Origin of the sequence: Azospira sp. I13, from assembly GCF_003112695.1 — a bacterium.
In the GTDB taxonomy this organism is placed as follows: domain Bacteria; phylum Pseudomonadota; class Gammaproteobacteria; order Burkholderiales; family Rhodocyclaceae; genus Azospira.
The window spans coordinates 35376-55867 of the sequence record NZ_BFBP01000004.1 but is presented as its reverse complement, the minus strand read 5'-3'; the positions used below and the strand labels follow the sequence as shown (position 1 = coordinate 55867).

Below are 20492 nucleotides of genomic sequence, written 5' to 3'. Positions count from 1 at the left end.
CACAGCGGGCACAGAGATCACAGAGCTTTTACCGGTGAAGTCCTGGCTCTGCGTCGAAAAAGGATACGTCACAGCACCCGGTGCTTGAGGGCCGGCAGGTTGCCGCGGGTTTCGGCGATGAAGCCGTGGTCCAGCAGGCCCAGCACCACACCGGGGCCTTTCAGCTTGCGGTCCACGAGGGTACCCCAGGGGTCCACGATCATGCTGTTGCCGTGGGTTTCACGGCCGTTCTCGTGCTTGCCGCCCTGGCCCACGGCCAGCACGTAGCACTGGTTTTCGATGGCCCGGGCGCGCAGCAGGATTTCCCAATGGGCGCGGCCGGTGGTCTCGGTGAAGGCGGCGGGCACCACGATCAGGTCCACCGGCGCCAACTGGCGGTACAGCTCGGGAAAACGCAGGTCGTAGCAGATGGAAAGGCCGATGCGGCCGTAGGGCGTATCGAAGGCCACCGGTTCGCTGCCGGCCTCGATGGAGGCGGCCTCGTCGTAACGCTCCAGGCCTTTCTGGAAGCCGAAGAGGTGGATCTTGTCGTAGCGGGCGACGCGCTGCCCGGCCGGGTCGTAGACCACCGTGGAGTTGAGTACCTTGTGGGGGTCTTTCGCCTCCAGGGGAATGGAGCCGCCAATCAGCCAGATGCCGTGCTGCTTGGCCGTGGCGGCGATGAATTCCTGGATCGGGCCGTGGCCGTCGGTCTCCCGCACCTTGACCTTGTCGCCTTCGGCCATGCCCATGATGGGGAAGTACTCCGGCAGGGCGACGATGCGGGCGCCCTGGGCGGCGGCTTCGGCCACGCCGTGGGCGGCGGCGGCCAGATTGTCGGCCACCCGGGGGCCGGACACCATCTGCACGGCGGCGATGAGGGCGTTTTCGGGGGAGGAGCGCTCAGGGCTTGGCGGGTTCATCGGTCTTGGCACCTTGGCTGTTGGGGGATTTATCCCCGGATTTGTCGCCGCCGGAAAGCTTGTCCACCTTGGGATCTTCCCAGTTGCCGGTGACGGCGTATTCAAAGGCAAAAATCTGGTCCACCGGATTTTGCAGGATTTTCTGGGCGATCAGGGCGGCCACGCCGGCCACCGGATTGACCAGGGCCGCCGTGCCCAGGGCCACGGAACTACCCAGGGCCGGCTGCACCCGCACCCGCAGGTTCTGGGTTTCGTGGTCCAGGTTGATGTCGCCCTTGATGCCCACCTTGGCGGCCGGGCCGTCGATGGCCAGGTCCGAGGTCTTCATCAGACCGTTCTGCACCTTGAAGGTGCCCTCGATACTGTCGAAAGCAAAGCCTTCGGAGAAGACATCGCGAAAATCCAGGGTGATGCGCCGGGGCAGGGTTTGCAGGGAGAGCAGGCCGATCAGCTTGCCGATGCCCGGCTCGATCTTGGCGAACTGCCCCTTCTCCGCCGTCAGCTTGAGGTCGCCGGAGAGGCTGGGCACATCCAGCCCGGTGGGGGTGCCGTTCCAGGCCAGCTTGCCGGCCAGGGTGGCGCTGCCCCGCTTGAGGGTGCCGGGGAAGCCCAGGCGGTCCAGATATTTGCCCGCATCCCCCGCCTCCAGGCGGAACTCCACGTCGGTGCGGTGGGCGCCCCGGGGGTCGGTGCGCCACAGGCCCTTGCCGTTGATGGTGCCTTCCGGCGCGTTGAGGGCCACCTTGTCGAGGCGCCACACCCGGCCTTCGTTGCGGGCCAGCAACTCCAGCTTGCCGAAGCGGCGGCTGCCCAGGGTGAAGCTGTCGGCGGTGATGTCGAGGCCGGGCAGTTCATCCTGGCGCTCGGCTTCGCCCATTTTTTCCATGGCGGCCTGCTGGGGCGTGGCTTCGGGCAGGATCAGGTGCTTCAGCCGCGCCCGCACCCGGCCCTGGCCGCTGCCGTCCCACTGAATCTGGCCGGAGGCTTCCTTGGCCAGGAGGTCCAGCTGCCAGGTTGTGCCCGTCGGGCTGGCCTTCAGCACCACGTCGTGGAAACGGCGGCCGCCTGCATCCAGCAGGGGCGTCTTGAGCAGCACCTGGCTGAGGGGCAGGCTGGCCTCCTGGGCACTGCCGCTGGCGTTGCTGTTATTGCTGCTGCCATTGCTGCTGCCGTTGGGCGGCAACAGGGCCTGGCGCCAGTAATCCACATCGACGCTGGGCTGGGCAATCGTGAGTGTCAGCCCCCGCTCCGGCAACACCAGGGGTTCGCCCAGGGCCAGGGCGCCCCGCTCCAGCACCAGGCCGGCGCTCTCGCGGCGGCGGATGAGCTGGGCGGCAGCGAGCTTGCCCAGGCTGAACTTGACCTGCTCCCGGGACACCGGGGGCGGCGCCCCCTTGCGGGCCGGGGCGTCGGGCAGGGCGGCCCGCTCCAGGCGCAGGGGCAGGGTCTGGGAGGCCGGCTTGTTGAAGGGCTCGGGCAGGCTGGAGGCCAGGCCCTTGAGGTCGGATTCGATGACCATCTCGGCGCTCTTCTTGCGCACCCGCACCTCCCCCTTCCAGGCGGCGCTGCCGGAAAGGTTGTCGAAGAGGGGCAGATCCAGTTGGCGGCGCAGGGCCAGGGCGGTGAGGTTGCCCGAGGCATTGACCAGCACCTTGTCGCCTTCGTTGCTGGCGTAGAGGCGCAGGGGGCCGCCCAGCAACTGGCCGGTGACTTCCTTGATGCTGATGCCACCATCGGTGAAGTGCAGGCGGCCATTGACCTGGGTGATGGGCGGCAGGCCCGGTTCCACGGTGACCTGGTTGTTGAGGAATTCGAATTCCCCCTTCACCTTGGTATCGACGAGATGGCGCAGGGGCATGTCGATGGCCAGGTTGAGGCGCCCTTCGCCACCGGCCCGCATGTCCTCGGTGAAGTTGTCGATCTTGTTGCCCACCGGGCTCTGGTCGATGAACTTGAGGAATTCCGCCGTCGGCCCTTCGGCCTTGCCGGTGATCTTGAGCAGTTCCTCCGGCGCATCCAGGTCGGGGATTTCGGCCTTCACGGCGGCAAGGCGGGCCCCCAGCAGCCGCGCGCTCTTGGCTTCGATCAACATGCGCGCCGCCTCGAAACGCAGGCTGCCCTGGATATCGTCAATGCGGGGCCAGCCGGTGCCGTAATCCAGGGTGGCGTTGTGGATGCGGGCGGTGACGAGGAACTGCCCTTCCTTCGGGTCCAGGAAGGGGAAGCGGGCCAGGTCGCCCTTGAGGATCAGCTTGGCCTCGCTGGCGGTGCCGCCGGTGATGGCGGTCTTCAGCCAATCCCGCGCGTCCTGGGAGACGGCCAGGGGCATGTAGCGCCACACCGCGGTGCCATCCGCCTTGCTGATGCCGGCGGTGAGGTCGATAGTGCCGGGGCCTTCGCCGCCGAGGCGGTAGGTGCCCTGGGCGGAGCCGGTGGCGTCGGGGCTGGTGAAGGCGAAATTGTCGAGGCTCACCTCCAGCTTCGGCCCTTCGATCTTCCAGCTCACCTGGCTGGTGAGGGAATCCACGGCGATGCGGGGTTCGGGGAAGACCTGGGGCAAATCCAGGGTGGCTTTCTGGGACCGCAGGGTCAGGCTGCCGCCCCGGTCCCCGGCGTCCACGCTGCCGCTCATGCCGGCAAAGCCGGGGAAGTGGGTGCTGGCCTTGATGCCGAGGTCGCTGAAGCGGGCCTTCAGGTTGTATTCCTGGGCTGCGCCGTCCTTGTCGGACCAGACGGCCTTGAGGTCCTGCACCTGGCCCCGGGGCTCGTATTCCTCCAGCCACTGGCGCACTTCCTGGCCCAGGGGCAGGTGGCCGGCCAGGGCTGCCAGGGCGCCCAGGTCGAGGGTATTGGCGCTGCCGCTGCCACGCCGGCGGTCGGAGAAGAGGCCGCCTTCCTGCCAGGTGAAGGCAAAATCGGTGGGCTCCAGGGTGACGCCGGCCCGGGTGGCCAGGCTCAGCTGGCGGCCGTTGAGGCGGGTATCGCCCTTGCGCCGCTGGCCGCTGATGCGGCCTTGCAAGTGCAGCAGGTCGAGTTCGGGCAGGTCCTTGGCCAGTTGCAGGCGCAGGTCCCGCAGGCCCACGTCGGCGGTGGCCGCCACCGGCAGGCCTTCATCCACCTCCAGCCAGAGGCGCAGGGCGCCATGGCCCTTGGGCAGGGAAACGGGGTAATCGACCCAGGCCTGCCAGGCCGCCAGGTCGGTGCTGTCGAACTGGGTGTAGAGCTGGCCGCTCCAGTCTTCCAGGCGGGTGGGGTCGCCGCCCCGCAGGTCGCCCCGTACATCGAGGCGGGAGGCCAGTTCCGGCGGCGGCAGGGCGGAAAGGCCGAAACGGTGCCGGCTGCCGCTGTTTTCCAGGAGCAGGTTCACCGCCTCCAGGGTCAGGGGCGGGGCGCCCCGTTGCAGGTCCTCCCAGACGATGGTGGCGTCCTTGATGTGGATGCGGTGCTGGGCCAGCACCCAGTTGAGGGCACCGCCGTCATCGCTGCCGCTGCTTTCCACGGGAATGCCGGCCACTTCGAAGCTGCCGTCGGCGTTGCGCCGCACCAGCAGGGTGGGTTCCTGGATTTCCAGCAGGTGCAGGCGCAGGGAAAGGCTGGGGACACTCCACCAGGAGAGGACGCTATCCACCTGCTGGAAGGCCAGAGCCGGGTTGCCCTGACGGTCGGCCACCCGCACATCGGCCAAGGTCAGTTCGGGGCGCAGGCCGCGCCAGCCTGCGTCAATGTGGCCGATGGTGACGGGCAGGCCGAGGGCCCGGCTGGCGGCCCGCTCGATATCGCCCCGGTAGTCGCCCACGTGGGGCAGCACCCAGTAGCGCAGGGCCAGGACCAGGAAGGCGAAAGCGAAATAGCCCACCACGCCGGCCCACAGGGAAAGACGCCCGGCCCGCCGCCAGAAGACCCGGGCACCGGGGCTGGCGACGAACGGCAGGAGGCGATGCAAGCGGTGGTAAAGCGCCGGTCGCAGGGAGGCGTCCGCAAGAGAATCAGCAGGAGAGTCAGCGGGTTCAGCCATGGCTTAGCCGCCGGTGCTTTGCAAAGGAGTCGGGGGGGTCACTACAATGGTCGGTTCTTGGTGTGATGGAAGGGATTTTAACCCACTCCCCTTCACTCCCACCCACTCCTGCCACTGTCGCAAGACGGATGTAAACCGATTGCCATCCATGACGCATAACGATCACGCCGCCGACACCGCCACCAGCCCTGCCCCGCTCCCCGCCGCCTGGCAGCCCGCCCTGGACCACAGCGCCTACCTGCGCCAGCTGCTGGCCTGCCGCAGCGAGCTGGTGCCCATCCTGATCGAATCCTGGCAGCGGGCCCTCACCGCCGCCGACCTGGAGGACTGGATCGCCCAGGCCGCCCCGGCGGATGAAGAAGCCCTCAAGCCGGTGCTACGCCGCCTGCGCCAGCGCGTCATGGCCCACCTGATCATCCGCGATATCGCGGCCGCCGCCCCCCTCAAGGAGGTGGTGGAAACCATGACCCTGCTGGCCGACATCACCACCAATTTCGCCCTGGACTTCGTGCACCGCAGCCTGGTGCAGCAGTACGGCGAACCCCTGGACAGCCAGGGCCGACCCCAGCGCCTGCTGGTGGTAGGCATGGGCAAGCTGGGCGGGCGGGAGCTGAACGTTTCCTCCGACGTGGATTACATCTTCGTCTACCCGGAAGAAGGCCAGACCGCCGGCCGCGCCGACGGCGGCGGCCAGGTGGACAACTATGATTTCTTCCACCGCCTGGGCAAGCGCCTGATCATCGCCCTGGGGGACCTCACCGCCGACGGCCAGGTCTTCCGCGTAGACATGCGCCTGCGCCCCAACGGCGATTCCGGCCCCCTGGTATGCAGCCTGGACGCCCTGGAAAACTACTTCATCACCCAGGGCCGGGAGTGGGAACGCTACGCCTGGATCAAGGCCCGGGTGATGAACGCCGGCGCCAACGATGTGAATAACTGGGGTCCGGTGCTGAGCCAGACCGGCCGGCCCTTCGTCTTCCGCAAGTACCTGGATTTCGGCGCCATCAACGCCATGCGCGACCTGCACGCCCAGATCCGCCGCGAGGTGGCGCGCAAGGACATGGCCAACCACGTCAAGCTGGGCCCCGGCGGCATCCGGGAAATCGAATTCATCGCCCAGGTCTTCCAGCTCATCCGCGGCGGCCGCGACACCGCCCTGCAGATCCGCCCCACCCTGGAAGTGCTGGCCCTGCTGCCGGAACGGGGCCTGATGGCCCAGGAGGCGGTGGCCGAGCTGACCACCGCCTACGATTTCCTGCGCCGCCTGGAACACCGCCTGCAATACGTGGCCGACCAGCAGACCCACAGCCTGCCGGAAGATGCGGAAGGTCAGGCCCGCATCGCCCGTTCCATGGGCTTTGCCGACTACCCGGCCCTGCTGGCCGTGCTCGACGGCCATCGCCAGCGGGTCTCACTGCATTTCGAAGCCGTCTTCGCCGAGCCCGACCAGGCCAGCGCCCAGGCCGAGACCCTCACCGCCCTGTGGCAGGGCGCCCTGGAATGCGACGGCGCCCAGGAGAAATTCGCCGGCCTCGGCTTTGCCGACGTGCAGGCCTCCCTGGAACGGCTGCAGGCTTTCCGCGACGGCGCCCGCTACCAGCAGCTGCCCGCCAGCAACCGGGAACGTATGGACGCCCTGGGCCCGCGCCTGATCGAAGCCGCCGCCGCCACGCCGACACCGGATCTGACCCTTTCCCGCTGCCTCGCCTTCCTCGAGGCCATCGGCCGCCGCGGCGCCTACCTGGCCCTGCTGCAGCAGTATCCCCAGGCCCTGAAGAAGGTGGCTGAACTCATCGGCGGCTCCAGCTGGGCCGCTGAATACCTGACCCGCCACCCCATCCTGCTCGATGAGCTGCTGGACCCGCGCCTGCTGGAGGTGGCTACCGACTGGCAACGCTTCCGCCGCGAACTGCGCCGGGCCCTGGACGAATGCGCCGGCGACACGGAACGGGAGATGGACCTGCTGCGGGAACTGCACCACGCCCAGGTCTTCCGCCTGCTGGCCCAGGACCTGGCGGGCCTGCACAGCATCGAGAAAATCTCCGACCACCTCACCGAGCTGGCCGACATCCTGGTGGCCGAGACGGTGCGCCTGTGCTGGGGCAAGCTGAAGACCCGGCACCGGGAGGAACCGGTCTTCGCCGTCATCGGCTACGGCAAGCTGGGGGGCAAGGAACTGGGCTACGCCTCGGACCTGGACATCATCTTCCTCTACGACGAGAAGAAGGACACCGCCCTGGAAGCCGAGGAGGTCTACGCCCGCCTGGCCCAGCGGGTGAACACCTGGCTATCGTCCCAGACCCCCGCCGGCCTGCTTTTCGAGACCGACCTGCGGCTGCGCCCCAACGGCGATTCGGGCCTGATGGTCTGCTCCCTCGCCTCCTTCCGCGAATACCAGCTGAAGAATGCCTGGGTCTGGGAACACCAGGCCCTCACCCGGGCCCGCTTCGTTGCCGGCGACGCGGACGTGGGCGCGGGCTTCGACGCCATCCGCGAGGAAATCCTGCGCCAGCCGCGGGAACTGCCCAAGCTCCGGGAAGAAGTGCTGGCCATGCGCCAGAAAATGGTGGACAACAACGCCTCCGACGCCGAGACCGTGGCCCGGGGCGAGTTCGACATCAAGCAGGACCCGGGCGGCATCATCGACGTGGAATTCATCGTCCAGTACCTGGTGCTGGGCCACGCCCACGCCCACCCGGAACTTTCCGGCAACCTGGGTAACATCGCCCTGCTCGGCATCGCCGCCCGCCTCGGCCTGATTCCCGCGGCCCTGTCCGAGCCGGTGCAGAACGCCTACCGGGACTACCGCCGCCTGCAACACGCCAAGCGCCTCAACGGCAACCCCAAGAGCCGCGTCCCCCGGGAAACCGTAGCCGACCGCATCGGCGCGGTGCGGGCGTTGTGGGACGAGGTGTTCAAGGGCTGACACGGCGCCACGCCGCAACCCCGGCGCCCCGGACGGGTGCCGGAGCCAATGAAAAAGCCGCCGGGGCGACCTGGCGGCTTTTTCATGACGGCGGCGGATGACGGCTAGGGGTGTCGGCTGCGGGGCCGGCGGCCCTTTCCGCTGCCGGCAAACACGGCGGCGGTTCGGCTGGATTACGGGAAAGCGGAACGGCCCGGCTCAGCCCAATACAACCCAATACAACCCAATACAGCCCGACTCACCCCGGCCAAATCAGCCCTAATGGGCAGTAAAATTGACCGGCCGGGGGCCGCGCTTTTTCGGCCGCACCACCACCGTATTGGCCAGCTTGTCATGCCAGCCCTGCTTGTGGCTATCCAGCCCGACCCAGATCAGGCCAAGGCCGAGGGGGAGGGAGGAAACGAAATAGGCCAGGTAACGGCCGATGCTCTGCCCGACGGAAAGGCTTTCGCCGGAATCCGCATCGACGACGCGCAGGGAAAATACCGCCTTGCCCGGGGTGGCCTGCCGATGCACCCAGAAGAGCACCACCGCCACCGCCGGAAATACCCAGGAAATGAGGAAATCCGCTGGGCCGGCGATCATTTCCTCCGCGCTGAAATACTGCCAGCCGTAGATCGCTAGCAGCAGGGGAAAGGTCACCAGCAGCATCAGCACGGTGTCGATGAGGCTGGCCCCCACCCGCACCCAGAAGCCGGCGTATTCCAGGGTGTATTCCACCTCCGCCCCATCCACCACTGCCGTCTGTGCCGCTGCCGGCGACTCGGTTTGCTGCGTTGCTGCCATGGGAATTCCTTTCCGGGTTGCGGGCCGGGGCGCAGCCGCGTCCCGGCGGGGTTCAGCGATTCAGGGGTGACTCACGGGCGCGGCGAGGGGCATCAGATATCCAGCGCCAGATACCAGCGGGCCTTGATGGCGGCGGCCTGCGCCAGCACCGCCTGGTATTCCGCCAGGTCTTCCAGCACCTCTTCCACCGCCTCCGCTGACCCGCCCAGAGCGGCCGGATTGGCCTGGATGGCGGCAATCAGGGCGGTGATGAGGCGGATGCCCTCCTGGGGGTCAAACCACTTTTCGGCACCGTCCTCCCCTTCGGGCAGGGGAATGTCCTCATCGAGGAAATCGGCGAAATCGTCCATGGGCTGGCCGAGGAAGGAATCCAGGGGCGGCAGGCCCTGGGCCGCGCACAGGGCATTCAGCCGATCGGCCGCGCGGGCGACGGCCTTGCCATTGACAAAGGTCTCGAAGCCGGGATCGTCAACATCCAGGACCACGTAATACGCAACAGACATGCTTTCTCCTTGATAGGCGCGGGGCACGGTGGCAATGGGGGCAATGCGAAAACCGCTGGGCAGGAGCCTCGGCTAACGGAGGCCCGGGCGAACCTGGCTGCGCAGCCGTCGCCGTTACCCGCACAGCATAAACAGCGCCCCTCCCCCTGTCGAGCGGCCTCCGCCCGATCCTCGGGCAGAGCAGCCTGCGGCAAACCAGCCCCGCCTCCAATCTTCCGGCCACAGCCGAAATACCGGTAAAACCGCCCTGAGAGGCAATAGGGACGCGGGCCACCCTGGAGCGCCGCATCCTGGCTTGTTGCCAGAGGCGCTACGAGGAAGAACGGCGCCCCTATTGCCTCTCCGGGGCATCCACTTTCAGGCGTTCCGCATCATCCCCGCCGGGCAGGCGGCAAGCCCGAAGCTGCCCGTCCGGCGCGGGGGCACCGTCGCCCATGGGCGCCTGGGCGTCGCAGGATGGGGAAGGAAGAGGAAATGGGGCGACGTCGGGGAAATGAAAGGAAAGCGGAAAACCAACGACGGCCTCAGGTGCCGCCGTCGAAATAGCGGCGCGGCTCAACCCCCAGGGCGCGGCGGAACATGGCGGTGAAGGCGCTGGGGCTGCGGTAGCCCAGCTGCTCCGCCACCCGCGCCACCGGCAGGCCGTTGGCCAGGTGGCCGAGGGCTTCCACCAACCGGGCCTGCTGGCGCCATTGGCGAAAGCTCATGCCGGTTTCCCGCTGGAAGAGGCGGGCCAGGGTGCGGGTACTGGCGGCGTGGCGCTCGGCCAGGGCTTCCAGGGTGTCCTGCTGATCCGGCCGGGCCAGCTGGCTGCGGCACAGGCGCAGGAGCCGGGGCTCGCTGGGCATGGGCAGGTGCAGGGCGGGAATCTGGAGAAAGCGCAGTTCCTGAAGCGCCAGACTGGCGATCATGCCGCCCCGGCCGCTCAGGTCGTAAGCCAGGGGCTCTTCGAGCAGGGCGAGAATGAGGGCCCGCAACAAGGGCCCCACTTCCATCAGGCAGCAGTGGGTGGGCAGGGCGGGGGCGGCGTCGGGGCGAATGTAGAGGGTGCGCATTTCCACCGCCCCCAGCATCACCACCTTGTGGTCGGTTTCTGCCGGAATCCAGACGCCCCGCACCGGCGGCACCACCCAACAGCCGGCGGCCGTTTCCACCCGCATGACGCCCCGGCCGGCGTAGATGAGCTGGGCCCGGGGGTGGCGATGCACCGGGGTGGCGCCGCCCTGGTAGTCCCGGGCCTTGGCGGTGACCGGATGGGGCAGGGTCTGATGCAGATCGTCGTGGCTGGCCACACCGGGCGGCGGCGACGCCGGGGCGGTTGCGCTTGGCTGATTCACGATAGTTGTTGTCGGGACATTTTTGATCCCGCCATTCTAGACTGCTTTCCCCTGCCACAGGTTGGTGCTGCGGCGATCAACGGCGCAGCGCCTCACCCCACAGGCAGGAGCGATTCATCACGGGCAAGCACGTGCAACACACAGCAGCCCACACGCAACCCTCTGCCCCCAAGCCATTTGATTTGATAAGGCATTTCATGGAAAAGACCCTGACCGCCCCCGGCAGCCCCGCGGGCCAACCGGCCAGCCCCTTGGCCGTGCCGCCCACGGCCTACGCCATCATCGCCGCCATCAGTTTCTCCCACCTGCTCAACGACATGATGCAGTCGGTGCTGCTGGCGATTTACCCCATGCTCAAGCAGGACCTGGTGCTGTCCTTTGCCCAGGTGGGCCTGATCACCCTGGCCTACCAGCTCACGGCCTCTCTGCTGCAACCACTGATCGGCCTGTACACCGACCATCGGCCCAAGCCCTACTCCCTGCCCGTGGGCATGGGCTTCACCCTGGTGGGGCTGTTGCTGCTGGGCCAGGCCCACAGCTTCGGCCTGGTGCTGCTGGCGGCTTCCTTGGTGGGTATCGGCTCTTCCGTCTTCCACCCGGAATCCTCCCGGGTGGCGCGCATGGCGGCGGGGGCTCGGCCGGGCCTGGCTCAATCCCTGTTCCAGATCGGCGGCAACCTGGGCACGGCCCTCGGCCCGCTGCTGGCGGCCCTCATCATCGTGCCCTACGGCCAGGGCAGCGCCGCCTGGTTCTCCCTCGCCGCCCTGGCCGGCGTGCTGGTGCTGAGCCGGGTCGGGCACTGGTCGGCCCACCATGTGGCCAGCTTCCGCACCCGTATGCGGGCCCACCCGGGCCACGCCCTGACCCGGCGCCAGGTGGCGGTCTCACTGCTGGTGCTGGGGGCCCTGATGTTCTCCAAGTTCTTCTACATGGCCAGCCTGCAGACCTTCTACACCTTCTACCTGATGGAGAAGTTCGCCCTGCCCTTGCAGCAGGCCCAGATGTATCTCTTCGCCTTCCTCCTGGCCACGGCGGTGGGCACGGTGGCCGGCGGCCCCATCGGCGACCGCATCGGCCGCAAGCGGGTAATCTGGGGTTCCATTCTCGGCGTGGCGCCCTTTGCTCTGCTGCTGCCCCATGTGGATCTGCTGTGGACGGGCGTACTGTCGGTGCTGATCGGCTTGATCCTGGCCTCGGCCTTCTCCGCCATCCTGGTCTACGCCCAGGATCTGGTGCCGGGCAAGGTGGGCGCCATCTCCGGCCTCTTCTTCGGCCTGGCCTTCGGCCTCGCCGGCATCGGCGCCGCCCTGCTCGGCCAACTGGCCGACAGCGCCGGCCTGGGCATGGTGTATGAACTGTGCGCCTACCTCCCCCTGATCGGCCTGCTCACCGTCTTCCTGCCGGACATTGCCCATCGCTGAGGGCCGGCGGTAGATGCCATAGCTGCCGCCATGCCTGGATGAGGCATCCAAGCAAAAGGGCGCTCCCACGGGAGCGCCCTTTGTTCTGGCGATGTCGGCGGCAGTTCAGCCTCAGGCGAGCCATTCCCTTGGCGCTGCCCGCGCGGGTGAAGGGGCTCGCGGATGAAGTGGCAGTATCCGGCCTCAAGCCAGAATGGCGGAAGTCGGCAACCCCACCAACTTGCCATCCCCATACGTCTTGATGACCTGGGCAATGACCACCTGATAGCCATCCAGCCAGTTCTCCTGGGCCACCTTGGCCTCCCGGTGGGCCGGATGATGAATCAGGGCCTGCAAGGCCTCCAGGGATTCCCAGTAATAGACATTGGAAACCAGGCCCGTCGCCGGATTCTCCCAAGCCTCTTCCCCCAGATACCCGGGAATCTCCTTGGCCGCCACGGCAATGGCGTTATCGAGACGATAGAAAGCATCGTCAAACTGCTTCTTCTGGAAAATGAAGGTGGAGGAGTACATGGTCTTTCGGGGGATGGGGTTACGTGGAGCTAACCTGCGCCGGAGCGCGGAGGGAACCCAACGGCTCAGCGGTTGGGCGTCAGGTTGAGCGCAGGGTTAGGCAGCACTTGTTGTGGCGAGATAGATTTGTCGGCACACCTCCTCTTCACCAAGAGCCTCCCAATCAATACCCTTGATGTTGAGTAAAGAGGGACTGTAGTCATACACCTGTTGTTTCGTAACGCCGTACCAGATGGGAAGAACAAGGGCTCGATCTTCGAGGATTTCGCGCGTGAAGATTGATTCGAACTCCTTCTTGCCCCAACCGCGATTATTGATGAAGTTCTGACTCAAGATGAGTACGCATCGCTTGCACTCTTTCAGGCCGCGTTCGATTGATTCACGAAGGTTCGCACCTAAGGGTAGCGAAAATTCGTCGTACCAGACGGGGCAAAGCTTTCTCTGAAGGTTTAACGCGATAGGACGAGCCACCGATTCTTTGTCGCGTGAGTCGTGGCTGATGAAGGCAAGAGGCTTCTCGCGCATTGCGCGCTCCTTTGCGTAGGTGACGTCGCGGAACTGAAGGTCGTGCCCGAGCGACGCAGCCGCAACCTGGAGCGCCGCGACCTGTTCTGCGGATAGGCATGTCTCCGCGTAGAGGAAAACCCTTCGAGATGGAGAAATCTGAAGGAGTTCACGCCAAGATGGATCTCCATGAAGTTGGTATTCAACTCTGAAGGGATCCACATTGTGCACACGCAGTGCCCCGTGGAAGGTTCGGGCGGTTGGAAGCACAATGCCTCCCTTGAGAGATACCTGCGTCTCACCGTACTTCAGTTGTCCAAGAAACCTTTCGAAATCAAGGGGTGTTAGCGTAGGGTTCTCAACGTAGCAAGCCAAAAAGGCGGAACTAGCATTTGCGTCGTAGAGGATTACCGCTTCGCACGGCAAAGCAATATCCGGAAAAGCAACGTTAACTCTCAGAGCATAATCAAAGTCGGTGTTGAAGTATTGCCGGATGTTCGACATGGTGTTTTGAGTGGACTAACGTTTGATGTGAGGGGCGCCGCAGTGCGAAGTGCGGAGGGAAGCCAAAGTGCAGCTTTGTACGTACCTCTCGACAGAATTGTTAGAGCTTTTCAGCGCAGACTTCATACGCAGGCAGCCCATCTTTTAACCAAAAATACTCAGTGCAGCTTTCTTTGCCAGTAACAACTCTCTGGCCAACATCTAAAGAATCGATTGCTTCGATCAAGGATACGACACCTGAATTATCGCGATCCATCACGTTGAATGGCATCGGTGAGCAAAAGATGATCGCTACATAGCCAACAACCCCGAGAACCACAGCGACACAGCCGATAAGCAAGGGTATAAAAGGCATAGCTCTAATGTGAAGTAGACGACAATCTGCCATATAAGTCGTCGCACTGCCGTATAACACCGGCAACACACCACCTGGTTGCCACCTTTTCCGCGACATGAACATTTATGGGCGTCGATAACAGAAGTGAAAACATGGCATGGCAGCAGCCAGCAAAATTCAGCCCATGAGCATAATGAGCCACTCGATTTATGTCGAGTAACCACATCAAAGCGCCGCACCATCAGCCCAGGATGGCGTGAGCACCGCCACGGCCACAAGCGCTGCCGGAATCGACCCAAGCCCCTGCCCTGCAAGCCAATCCCCATGCCTTCCCCACCCCTACCATGCCGGAGAATGGCGCCCCGCCTGCCTCCCTGGTGAATGCCTGCAAGCGCCCCATTCCCCAAACCGGCCCGGTCCGCTCAAGGGTGTATAATCCCCGCCCTATGTCCTTGATGCCACATTTACTTTTCTGCGGAGACGCTCCCTTTGCGTTTTGACGAACTGGGCCTGGCGCCCGAAATTCTTAAGGCTGTGACCGAGATGGGTTACGCCGAAGCAACCCCGATTCAGCAGCAGGCCATTCCCCTGGTCCTGCAGGGCAAGGACCTGAAGGCCTGCGCCCAGACCGGTACCGGCAAGACCGCCGCCTTCACCCTGCCCCTGATCCAGCGCCTGATGCACCTGGATACGCCCAGCCCCTCCCCCGCCAAGCACCCGGTGCGGGCCCTGATGCTGGCCCCGACGCGGGAACTGGCCCTGCAGGTATACGAGTCGGTCAAGGCTTACACCAAGCACACCCACTTCCGCTCCATCTGCCTCTTCGGCGGCGTGGATATCAAGCCCCAGATCGCCGAGATGAAGAAGGGCGTGGAGTTCGTCGTTGCCACCCCGGGCCGCCTGCTGGACCACGTGGAACAGAAGAGCGTCTCCTTCAACCAGGTCCAGGCCCTGGTGCTGGATGAGGCCGACCGCATGCTGGACATGGGCTTCATCCCCGACATCCAGCGCATCCTCAACATGCTGCCGAAGACCCGGCAGAGCCTGCTCTTCTCCGCCACCTTCTCCAACGAGATCCAGCGCCTGGCCGACACCATGCTGCAGTCGCCGATCCTGGTGGAAGTGGCGCGGCGCAACCAGGTGAACGACACCATCACCCACCGGGTACACCCGGTGGCCGAGACGCGCAAGAAGGATCTGCTGATCAAGCTGCTGCGGTCCGGTGAAATTACCCAGACCCTGGTCTTCATGCGTACCAAGCAGGGCTGCGGCCGTCTGGCCCGGGAACTGGAGCGGGCCGGCATCGCCGCCGATTCCATCCACGGCGACAAGTCCCAGAACGAGCGCATCAAGGCCCTGGATGCCTTCAAGAACGGCGGCTGCAAGGTGCTGGTGGCCACCGACGTGGCGGCCCGCGGCCTGGATATCGACCACCTGCCCTACGTCATCAACTTCGAACTGCCCCACACGCCGGAAGACTACGTGCACCGCATCGGCCGCACCGGCCGCGCCGGCCGCCAGGGCAACGCCATTTCCCTGGTCTGCGCCCATGAAGTGGGCTATCTGGTGGATATCGAGAAGCTCATCAAGATGCAGATCGAGCAGGTCATGGTGACGGGCTACGAGCCGGAGTACGACTACGAGTACCCGCCCGGCAGCGGCAAGAAGCGCAAGGCCCACGAAACCCACGCCAAGTCCCAGCCGGTGGCCGGCCGCAGCCAGCCTCCGGCCAAGCGCAGCAAGATGATTGCCGCCGACGGCTTCGATTTTTCCAAGCCTTACGAGCCCACCGCCGCGCCGGCCAGCGTGCCGAGCAAGGAAGAAGTGGCTCACACTCCGGTCGGCACGCACGACCCCCACAAGCCGAAGAAGCCCATGGTCGCCGCCCTCCTCGGCGGCCTCGGACGCCGCTAAAGCAAAAGCCGCCCAAGGGCGGCTTTTTTCATGGCGGGAGCGGCTGCCGGGGCTGCCCGGGCGACCGCTGTTTCACCTCACGCTGTCAGCGGGTGCAGTAGTTGCGCCACTGGCCGTAATCCTCCCGCAACATCATGGTGCTGCGCACCAGCCGGGTCTGGCCGTCGAACAGCACGTTGAAGCGGGAAGGATGCATCCAGGCATCGCAGAAGCGCCATTCCCAGACCCGTTCGTCGCGCTGGGCAAAATACTGGACCCAGCCCGGAGGGCCGAAGCGCTGGCGGATATCTTCTTCCGTATCGCCGGCCCGCACCTTGGCGAATTCCTCTTCCACCAGCACGTTGCTGACACTCCGCACCAGGCCATCCGGGGCGACGCTCACCACCCGGGTGATGAAGCCCTGGGGCGCTGTCGGGTAGAACAGGCGCTCGCCGCCATCGGCCTCGGTCTGGCGCTGGGCCGGGGGACCCCAGGCGCGCAGGACCTGTTCGCGTTGGGTATAGGGGTTGGCAGGAGGGGTGGCACAGCCGGCAAGCAGGGCCGCCAGGGCCAGGAGCAAGGGGGAAAATAGGCGTTTCATGGCGCAAGGATGAACCAGGCGGCGCCGGGATGCAACGGCCCCGGCACCCGCCCGGCCTCAGCGCAATGTAAACAGATACTTCGGCGCCGGCGGTGGCGCCTCTTCCGCTACGCCGTCGAAGAGCCCCATGGCCAGCCGCAGGCGCTCGGCCAGTAAGGCCAGTTCCTCATGCCCTGACTGTTCGGCCAGGGTCAGGATGGTGCGGGCATATTCCGGGTTGGCCTGCATGTAGTCCACATCGGTGATGCGGTTGAGATTGCGGCGCATCAGGACATGCACGCGCCCGATCAGGGCGAAGATTTCGCTCTCGCTGCTCATGGCCGCCCCTCCTTATTCCAGGTGCTCGCCGTGTTGGGAGATATCCAGGCCCTGGCGCTCGTCTTCCTCATCCACCCGCAGGCCCACCACCAGGCTCACCGCCATCAGCACCAGCATGGTGGCGACGACGCTGAAGGCGGCCGTAGCACTGATGCCCACCAGCTGCTTGAACACCGAGCCCCGTACCCCGCCGATGGCCGGGCTGGCAAACACCCCCGTCAGCAGGGCGCCCACGATGCCGCCCACGGCATGGATGCCGAACACGTCCAGGGAGTCGTCATAGCCGAACAGGCGTTTCAAGGCCGTGGCTCCCACATAGCAGGTCAGCCCGCCGGCAATACCGATGAAGAAGGCACCGCTGGGCTCCACGTAGCCGGAGGCAGGGGTCACCGCCACCAGGCCGCCGACGGCGCCGGAAATCACCCCCAGGGCGCTGGGCCGGCCCCGCACCACCCATTCCACCACCATCCAGGCCATGGCCGCGGCGGCGGAGGCCACCTGGGTCACCACCATGGCCATGCCGGCCCGGGCATCGGCCGCCAGAGCGGAACCGGCATTGAAACCGAACCAGCCCACCCACAGCAGGGCAGCCCCCACCACGGAAAAGGCCAGGCTATGGGGCATCATGGGCTCGTTGCCGTAACCCAGGCGCTTGCCGACGACGATGGCTGCCACCAGACCGGCCACCCCGGCATTGACATGCACCACGGTGCCGCCGGCGTAGTCCAGCACCCCCATGCGGGCCAGCCAGCCGTCGTCGCTCCACACCCAATGGGCCACCGGGGCATACACCACCAGGGACCACAGGGCGGCGAACAGCAGCAGGGCGGAAAAGCGCATGCGTTCGGCGAAGGCCCCCACCACCAGGGCGGTGGTGATGATGGCAAAGGTCAGCTGGAACATGAAATACACCGTCTCCGGCACCGGCGCCGTAGGCAGGCCCGCCTGGCCGTCGAGGCCCAGACCGTGCAGCAGCAGGCGATCCATGCCGCCCAGGTAGGGCGTGCCCGGGCGCAGGGCCAGGGTGTAGCCCATGGCCATCCAGGTCAGGGTAACGATGGCCGCCACGGCAAAGACCTGGGTCATGGTGGACAGCACATTTTTCTTGCGCACCATGCCGGCGTAGAAGAGAGCGACTCCGGGCAGGGTCATGAGCAGCACCAGGGTGGAGGAGGTCAACATCCAGGCGGTGTTGGCGCCATCAATCTGGCGGGCCTGGCTGTGGACAGGGCTGGGCGGCACCGGAATTTCCGGCAGCGCTGCCGTGGCGGGGGGCGGCGTATCGCGCTCCGCCGCCTGGGCCAGCAGGGCACTGGGGGCCAGGCCCACGGTGTCCGAATACTGGGCCAGGGCCGGCGAGCCCCAGAGCAGGAAAAACCCCAGGGACATGACCAGCCGCAACAGGCGGGCGACGGATATCCGGGTGACGGCGGCGAGGTGGCGTTTGGACGGGCCCATGTGCTCTCCTAGATTTATTTTTTGAATGCCCTTCCTCTGCAAGCCCCATGCCAACGTATGCCAAGTCAATTTCAGCGCGGGGAAAATATGGTTTTATTGCGCTGCATCAAGGAATTAGCCACCCTGCTTTTTCCCGCCCTGGCAACTTCAGGGCGCCCCAACCCCTGATGCCGCCGCCATGGCAGCCCCGCTCTGGTGCAGGGCGACGGTGAACAGGCACCAGATTCGATCCTCCCCGGGAAGGCTGGGCGGGGCCAAGGTGACCCAGGTCACAGACAGGCCTGGAAAGGCGGCGCTATTCTCAAATTCAGCAAACGCTAATATTTGAGGAGAACCCCATGAGCAAGTCTTTCGTCACCATTACCAGCGATGTATCCAAGGCCCTTGGCACCCTGCGGGAAGATATCCCCGACACCATGCAGGGCTTCAACGCCCTGGCCAAGGCCGCCCTCAAGGGCGGTGCCATCGATGAACTGCACAAGGAACTGATCGCCCTGGCCATCGGCATCGCCAGCCGTTGCGACGCCTGTATCGGCTTCCACGTGAAGGCCCTGATCCGCCTCGGCGTCACCCGCGAGCAGCTGATGGAAACCCTGGGCATCTGCGCCTACATGGGCGGCGGCCCCACCCTGATGTATGCCGCCGAAGCGGTGCGGGCCTACGAAGAGCTGACGGCCCGCCTGCAGGCCTAAGCCGCCTCTGCTGCGCTCCCGGCCTGAATTCCCGTCTTACTGTTCACCCTACTTTTCCCCAACCTTCGCCTTACGCGCCTTGCTCCTGCCCACGCCCCTCAGGCACGGCCGCCCTCCAGGCGGAAGCGCCGCAGGGAGCCGTGGAGGGACTGGGCCAGTTCCTCCAGGCGCTGGGCCGTATCGGCCGCTTCGTGGGTGGCGGCGCTGTTCTCTTCCACCATCTGGGCCACCTTCTCCACATTGGCGGAAATGTCGCTGCCAGCGTGCTTCTGCTCCCGCAGGGCATCGGCAATGACATTCACCGCCGCCACCACTTCCGCCGAACTGGCGCGGATGGCCTGCATGGAGCCACTGGCCTTCTCGGCCATGCTCACTCCCTGCTCCACCCGTGCGGTGGCGCCGCCCATGGCGGCCACCGCCTGCCGCGCCGCTTCCTGCACGCCGGCAATCATTTCGCTGATTTCCGTGGTGGCCAGGGCANCGTTCGGCCAGCTTGCGCACTTCGTCGGCCACCACGGCGAAGCCCCGTCCGGCCTCGCCGGCCCGGGCCGCCTCGATGGCGGCATTGAGGGCCAGCAGATTGGTCTGTTCCGCCACGGCGCGGATCACCTGCACGACGCTGGAAATTTCGTCGGAACGGCTGCCCATGGCCTCGATGGACTGGGCGGCGCCCCCTACGGCCTCGGCCACGCCGCGCATTTCCTCGACGGTGCGATGAATGATTTCGTGGCCGTCGCCGGAAAGCTGGCCGGTAGTGTCGGAAATGGCATGGGTATGGCTGGCGCTATCGCTGACTTGGGCGATGCTGACCGTCACCTCTTCCACCGCCGCCGCCATGGCCGCCGTGGCTTCGCTCTGGGTGGCGGAACTCTGGGCCAGTTGCACGGAATTGACGGAGAGGTTCCGGGCGGCGTCGGATACCTGGCTGGCGTTGTCCTGGATTTCCCCCACCAGGGCTCGCAGGCTGTCCCGCATGGCGGCCAAGGCGCCCACCAGGCTGTCGCCCCGGTCGCCGTGGTGCAGGCGCACCTCCGCCGTCAGATCGCCTTCGGCCAGGCGCTGCACCAGGGCCTTGGCCTCCTCCGGCTCGCCGCCCAGGGGGCGGGTCACACTGCGAATGATCCACAAGGCCAGCCCGGTGGCCAGGGCCACGGCGATAGCCAGAAAGCCCAGCATCAGGTTGCGGGCGTCGGCATAGGTTTCCCGGGCGGCAACGACGGATTCTTCGAACAGCTCGCCCTGGAAGGCGACAAAGGCATCCACGGTCTTTACATAGGCTTCCAGCCGGGGCATGCCCTCGCTGGCGAACAGCTTGGTGGCCTCTTCCCGCCGGCCGGCCTCCAGCAGTTCCAGGACCTGGGGGTAAGTATCGGCAAAGGCCTGGCGCCGAGCCCGCACCTCCGCCACCAGTTGCTTGCCCTTGGGGCGATAAAGCAGTTTTTCCAGGGTATCCAGGCGCTGGGTCACCAGGTCCCGGTACTGGGCGATCTTCTGCTTCTGCTCCGCCAGACGGGAGGTGTCGTGGAAGAGGGAAAACATGGTGCGGGCGACGTCGTTGGCGGCGTTGGCGATGTCCTTGGCCATCACCACCTTCTGCCAGTCCTTCTCCGCCATCTTGTCTACCTGGCTGTTTACATCGGCCAGAGCTTGCAGGGCCACCACCACCGCCAGGGCCAGCATGACCGTAAATAGACCGAAGCCCAGCGTCAGGCGTCCTCCGACCGACATTCGCAGCGCCATGTTGTTTTCCTGCTCTTTTTGTACAAGCCGGCCATTTGGCGC

At 65.9% G+C, this 20492-nt stretch carries 16 protein-coding genes; 4 read left to right on the top strand and 12 right to left on the bottom strand.

The features are described 5' to 3' along the window. Positions 1-68: 68 nt before the first annotated feature. Both AZSI13_RS04970 and AZSI13_RS04965 read right to left on the bottom strand, forming a co-directional pair. The gene (locus AZSI13_RS04970) at positions 69-902 is read right to left on the bottom strand and encodes a carbon-nitrogen hydrolase family protein (RefSeq protein WP_109040078.1); all 834 of its coding nucleotides are present in this window, start codon (positions 900-902) and stop codon (positions 69-71) included. Continuing rightward, positions 883-4917, bottom strand: a complete 4035-nt coding sequence (locus tag AZSI13_RS04965) for a YhdP family protein (RefSeq protein WP_109040077.1) — start codon at positions 4915-4917, stop codon at positions 883-885. Before AZSI13_RS04965 ends, AZSI13_RS04970 begins: the two co-directional genes overlap by 20 nt. 148 nt (positions 4918-5065) lie before the next feature. Between AZSI13_RS04965 and glnE the strand changes: the two genes are divergently transcribed. After that, positions 5066-7843, top strand: coding sequence for a bifunctional [glutamate--ammonia ligase]-adenylyl-L-tyrosine phosphorylase/[glutamate--ammonia-ligase] adenylyltransferase (gene glnE / locus AZSI13_RS04960; protein WP_109040076.1), 2778 nt, complete (start codon positions 5066-5068; stop codon positions 7841-7843). A 258-nt stretch (positions 7844-8101) separates the two neighbouring features. Here glnE and AZSI13_RS04955 read toward each other — a convergent pair whose 3' ends face one another. The 3 genes from AZSI13_RS04955 to AZSI13_RS04945 form a co-directional block, all read right to left on the bottom strand. Further along, positions 8102-8629 carry an RDD family protein gene (locus AZSI13_RS04955; RefSeq protein WP_109040075.1) on the bottom strand — a complete coding sequence of 176 codons (528 nt, stop codon included), beginning with the start codon at positions 8627-8629 and terminating at the stop codon, positions 8102-8104. A gap of 92 nt (positions 8630-8721) precedes the next feature. Continuing rightward, the gene (locus AZSI13_RS04950; protein ID WP_109040074.1) at positions 8722-9132 is read right to left on the bottom strand and encodes a hypothetical protein; all 411 of its coding nucleotides are present in this window, start codon (positions 9130-9132) and stop codon (positions 8722-8724) included. A 524-nt stretch (positions 9133-9656) separates the two neighbouring features. Beyond that, positions 9657-10469, bottom strand: coding sequence for a helix-turn-helix domain-containing protein (locus AZSI13_RS04945; RefSeq protein ID WP_201262311.1), 813 nt, complete (start codon positions 10467-10469; stop codon positions 9657-9659). Between the two features lie 197 nt (positions 10470-10666). Here AZSI13_RS04945 and AZSI13_RS04940 point away from each other — a divergent pair, with 197 nt between their 5' ends. Then, positions 10667-11890, top strand: coding sequence for an MFS transporter (locus AZSI13_RS04940; RefSeq protein ID WP_109040072.1), 1224 nt, complete (start codon positions 10667-10669; stop codon positions 11888-11890). A gap of 183 nt (positions 11891-12073) precedes the next feature. On the opposite strand, the gene AZSI13_RS04935 is transcribed toward AZSI13_RS04940, so the two are convergent. The 3 genes from AZSI13_RS04935 to AZSI13_RS17225 form a co-directional block, all read right to left on the bottom strand. Beyond that, positions 12074-12403: an antibiotic biosynthesis monooxygenase gene (locus AZSI13_RS04935; protein ID WP_109040071.1), complete on the bottom strand. Its 330-nt coding sequence runs from the start codon at positions 12401-12403 to the stop codon at positions 12074-12076. A 96-nt stretch (positions 12404-12499) separates the two neighbouring features. Continuing rightward, positions 12500-13411, bottom strand: coding sequence for a toll/interleukin-1 receptor domain-containing protein (locus AZSI13_RS04930; RefSeq protein WP_109040070.1), 912 nt, complete (start codon positions 13409-13411; stop codon positions 12500-12502). Positions 13412-13511: 100 nt separating this feature from the next. After that, entirely contained in the window at positions 13512-13871 is a 360-nt protein-coding gene (locus AZSI13_RS17225) for a hypothetical protein (RefSeq protein ID WP_133247267.1), read from the bottom strand. A 366-nt stretch (positions 13872-14237) separates the two neighbouring features. On the opposite strand from AZSI13_RS17225, the gene AZSI13_RS04925 reads away from it, so the two are divergent. Further along, positions 14238-15662, top strand: a complete 1425-nt coding sequence (locus AZSI13_RS04925) for a DEAD/DEAH box helicase (protein WP_109040069.1) — start codon at positions 14238-14240, stop codon at positions 15660-15662. An 85-nt stretch (positions 15663-15747) separates the two neighbouring features. Here the strand turns inward: AZSI13_RS04925 and AZSI13_RS04920 are convergent, their stop codons facing one another. The 3 genes from AZSI13_RS04920 to AZSI13_RS04910 are packed head-to-tail and all read right to left on the bottom strand — an operon-like array spanning position 15748 to position 18018. Beyond that, a complete protein-coding gene (locus AZSI13_RS04920) occupies positions 15748-16242 on the bottom strand; it encodes a hypothetical protein (protein ID WP_109040068.1) in 495 nt (164 codons plus the stop codon). A 57-nt stretch (positions 16243-16299) separates the two neighbouring features. Further along, positions 16300-16560 carry a hypothetical protein gene (locus AZSI13_RS04915; RefSeq protein WP_109040067.1) on the bottom strand — a complete coding sequence of 87 codons (261 nt, stop codon included), beginning with the start codon at positions 16558-16560 and terminating at the stop codon, positions 16300-16302. A gap of 12 nt (positions 16561-16572) precedes the next feature. After that, the gene (locus AZSI13_RS04910) at positions 16573-18018 is read right to left on the bottom strand and encodes an ammonium transporter (RefSeq protein ID WP_109040066.1); all 1446 of its coding nucleotides are present in this window, start codon (positions 18016-18018) and stop codon (positions 16573-16575) included. Between the two features lie 338 nt (positions 18019-18356). On the opposite strand from AZSI13_RS04910, the gene AZSI13_RS04905 reads away from it, so the two are divergent. Beyond that, positions 18357-18710, top strand: a complete 354-nt coding sequence (locus tag AZSI13_RS04905; protein WP_109040065.1) for a carboxymuconolactone decarboxylase family protein — start codon at positions 18357-18359, stop codon at positions 18708-18710. Positions 18711-18758: 48 nt separating this feature from the next. Here the strand turns inward: AZSI13_RS04905 and AZSI13_RS04900 are convergent, their stop codons facing one another. After that, positions 18759-20450, bottom strand: coding sequence for a methyl-accepting chemotaxis protein (locus tag AZSI13_RS04900; protein WP_165833325.1), 1692 nt, complete (start codon positions 20448-20450; stop codon positions 18759-18761). Positions 20451-20492 lie beyond the last annotated feature (42 nt).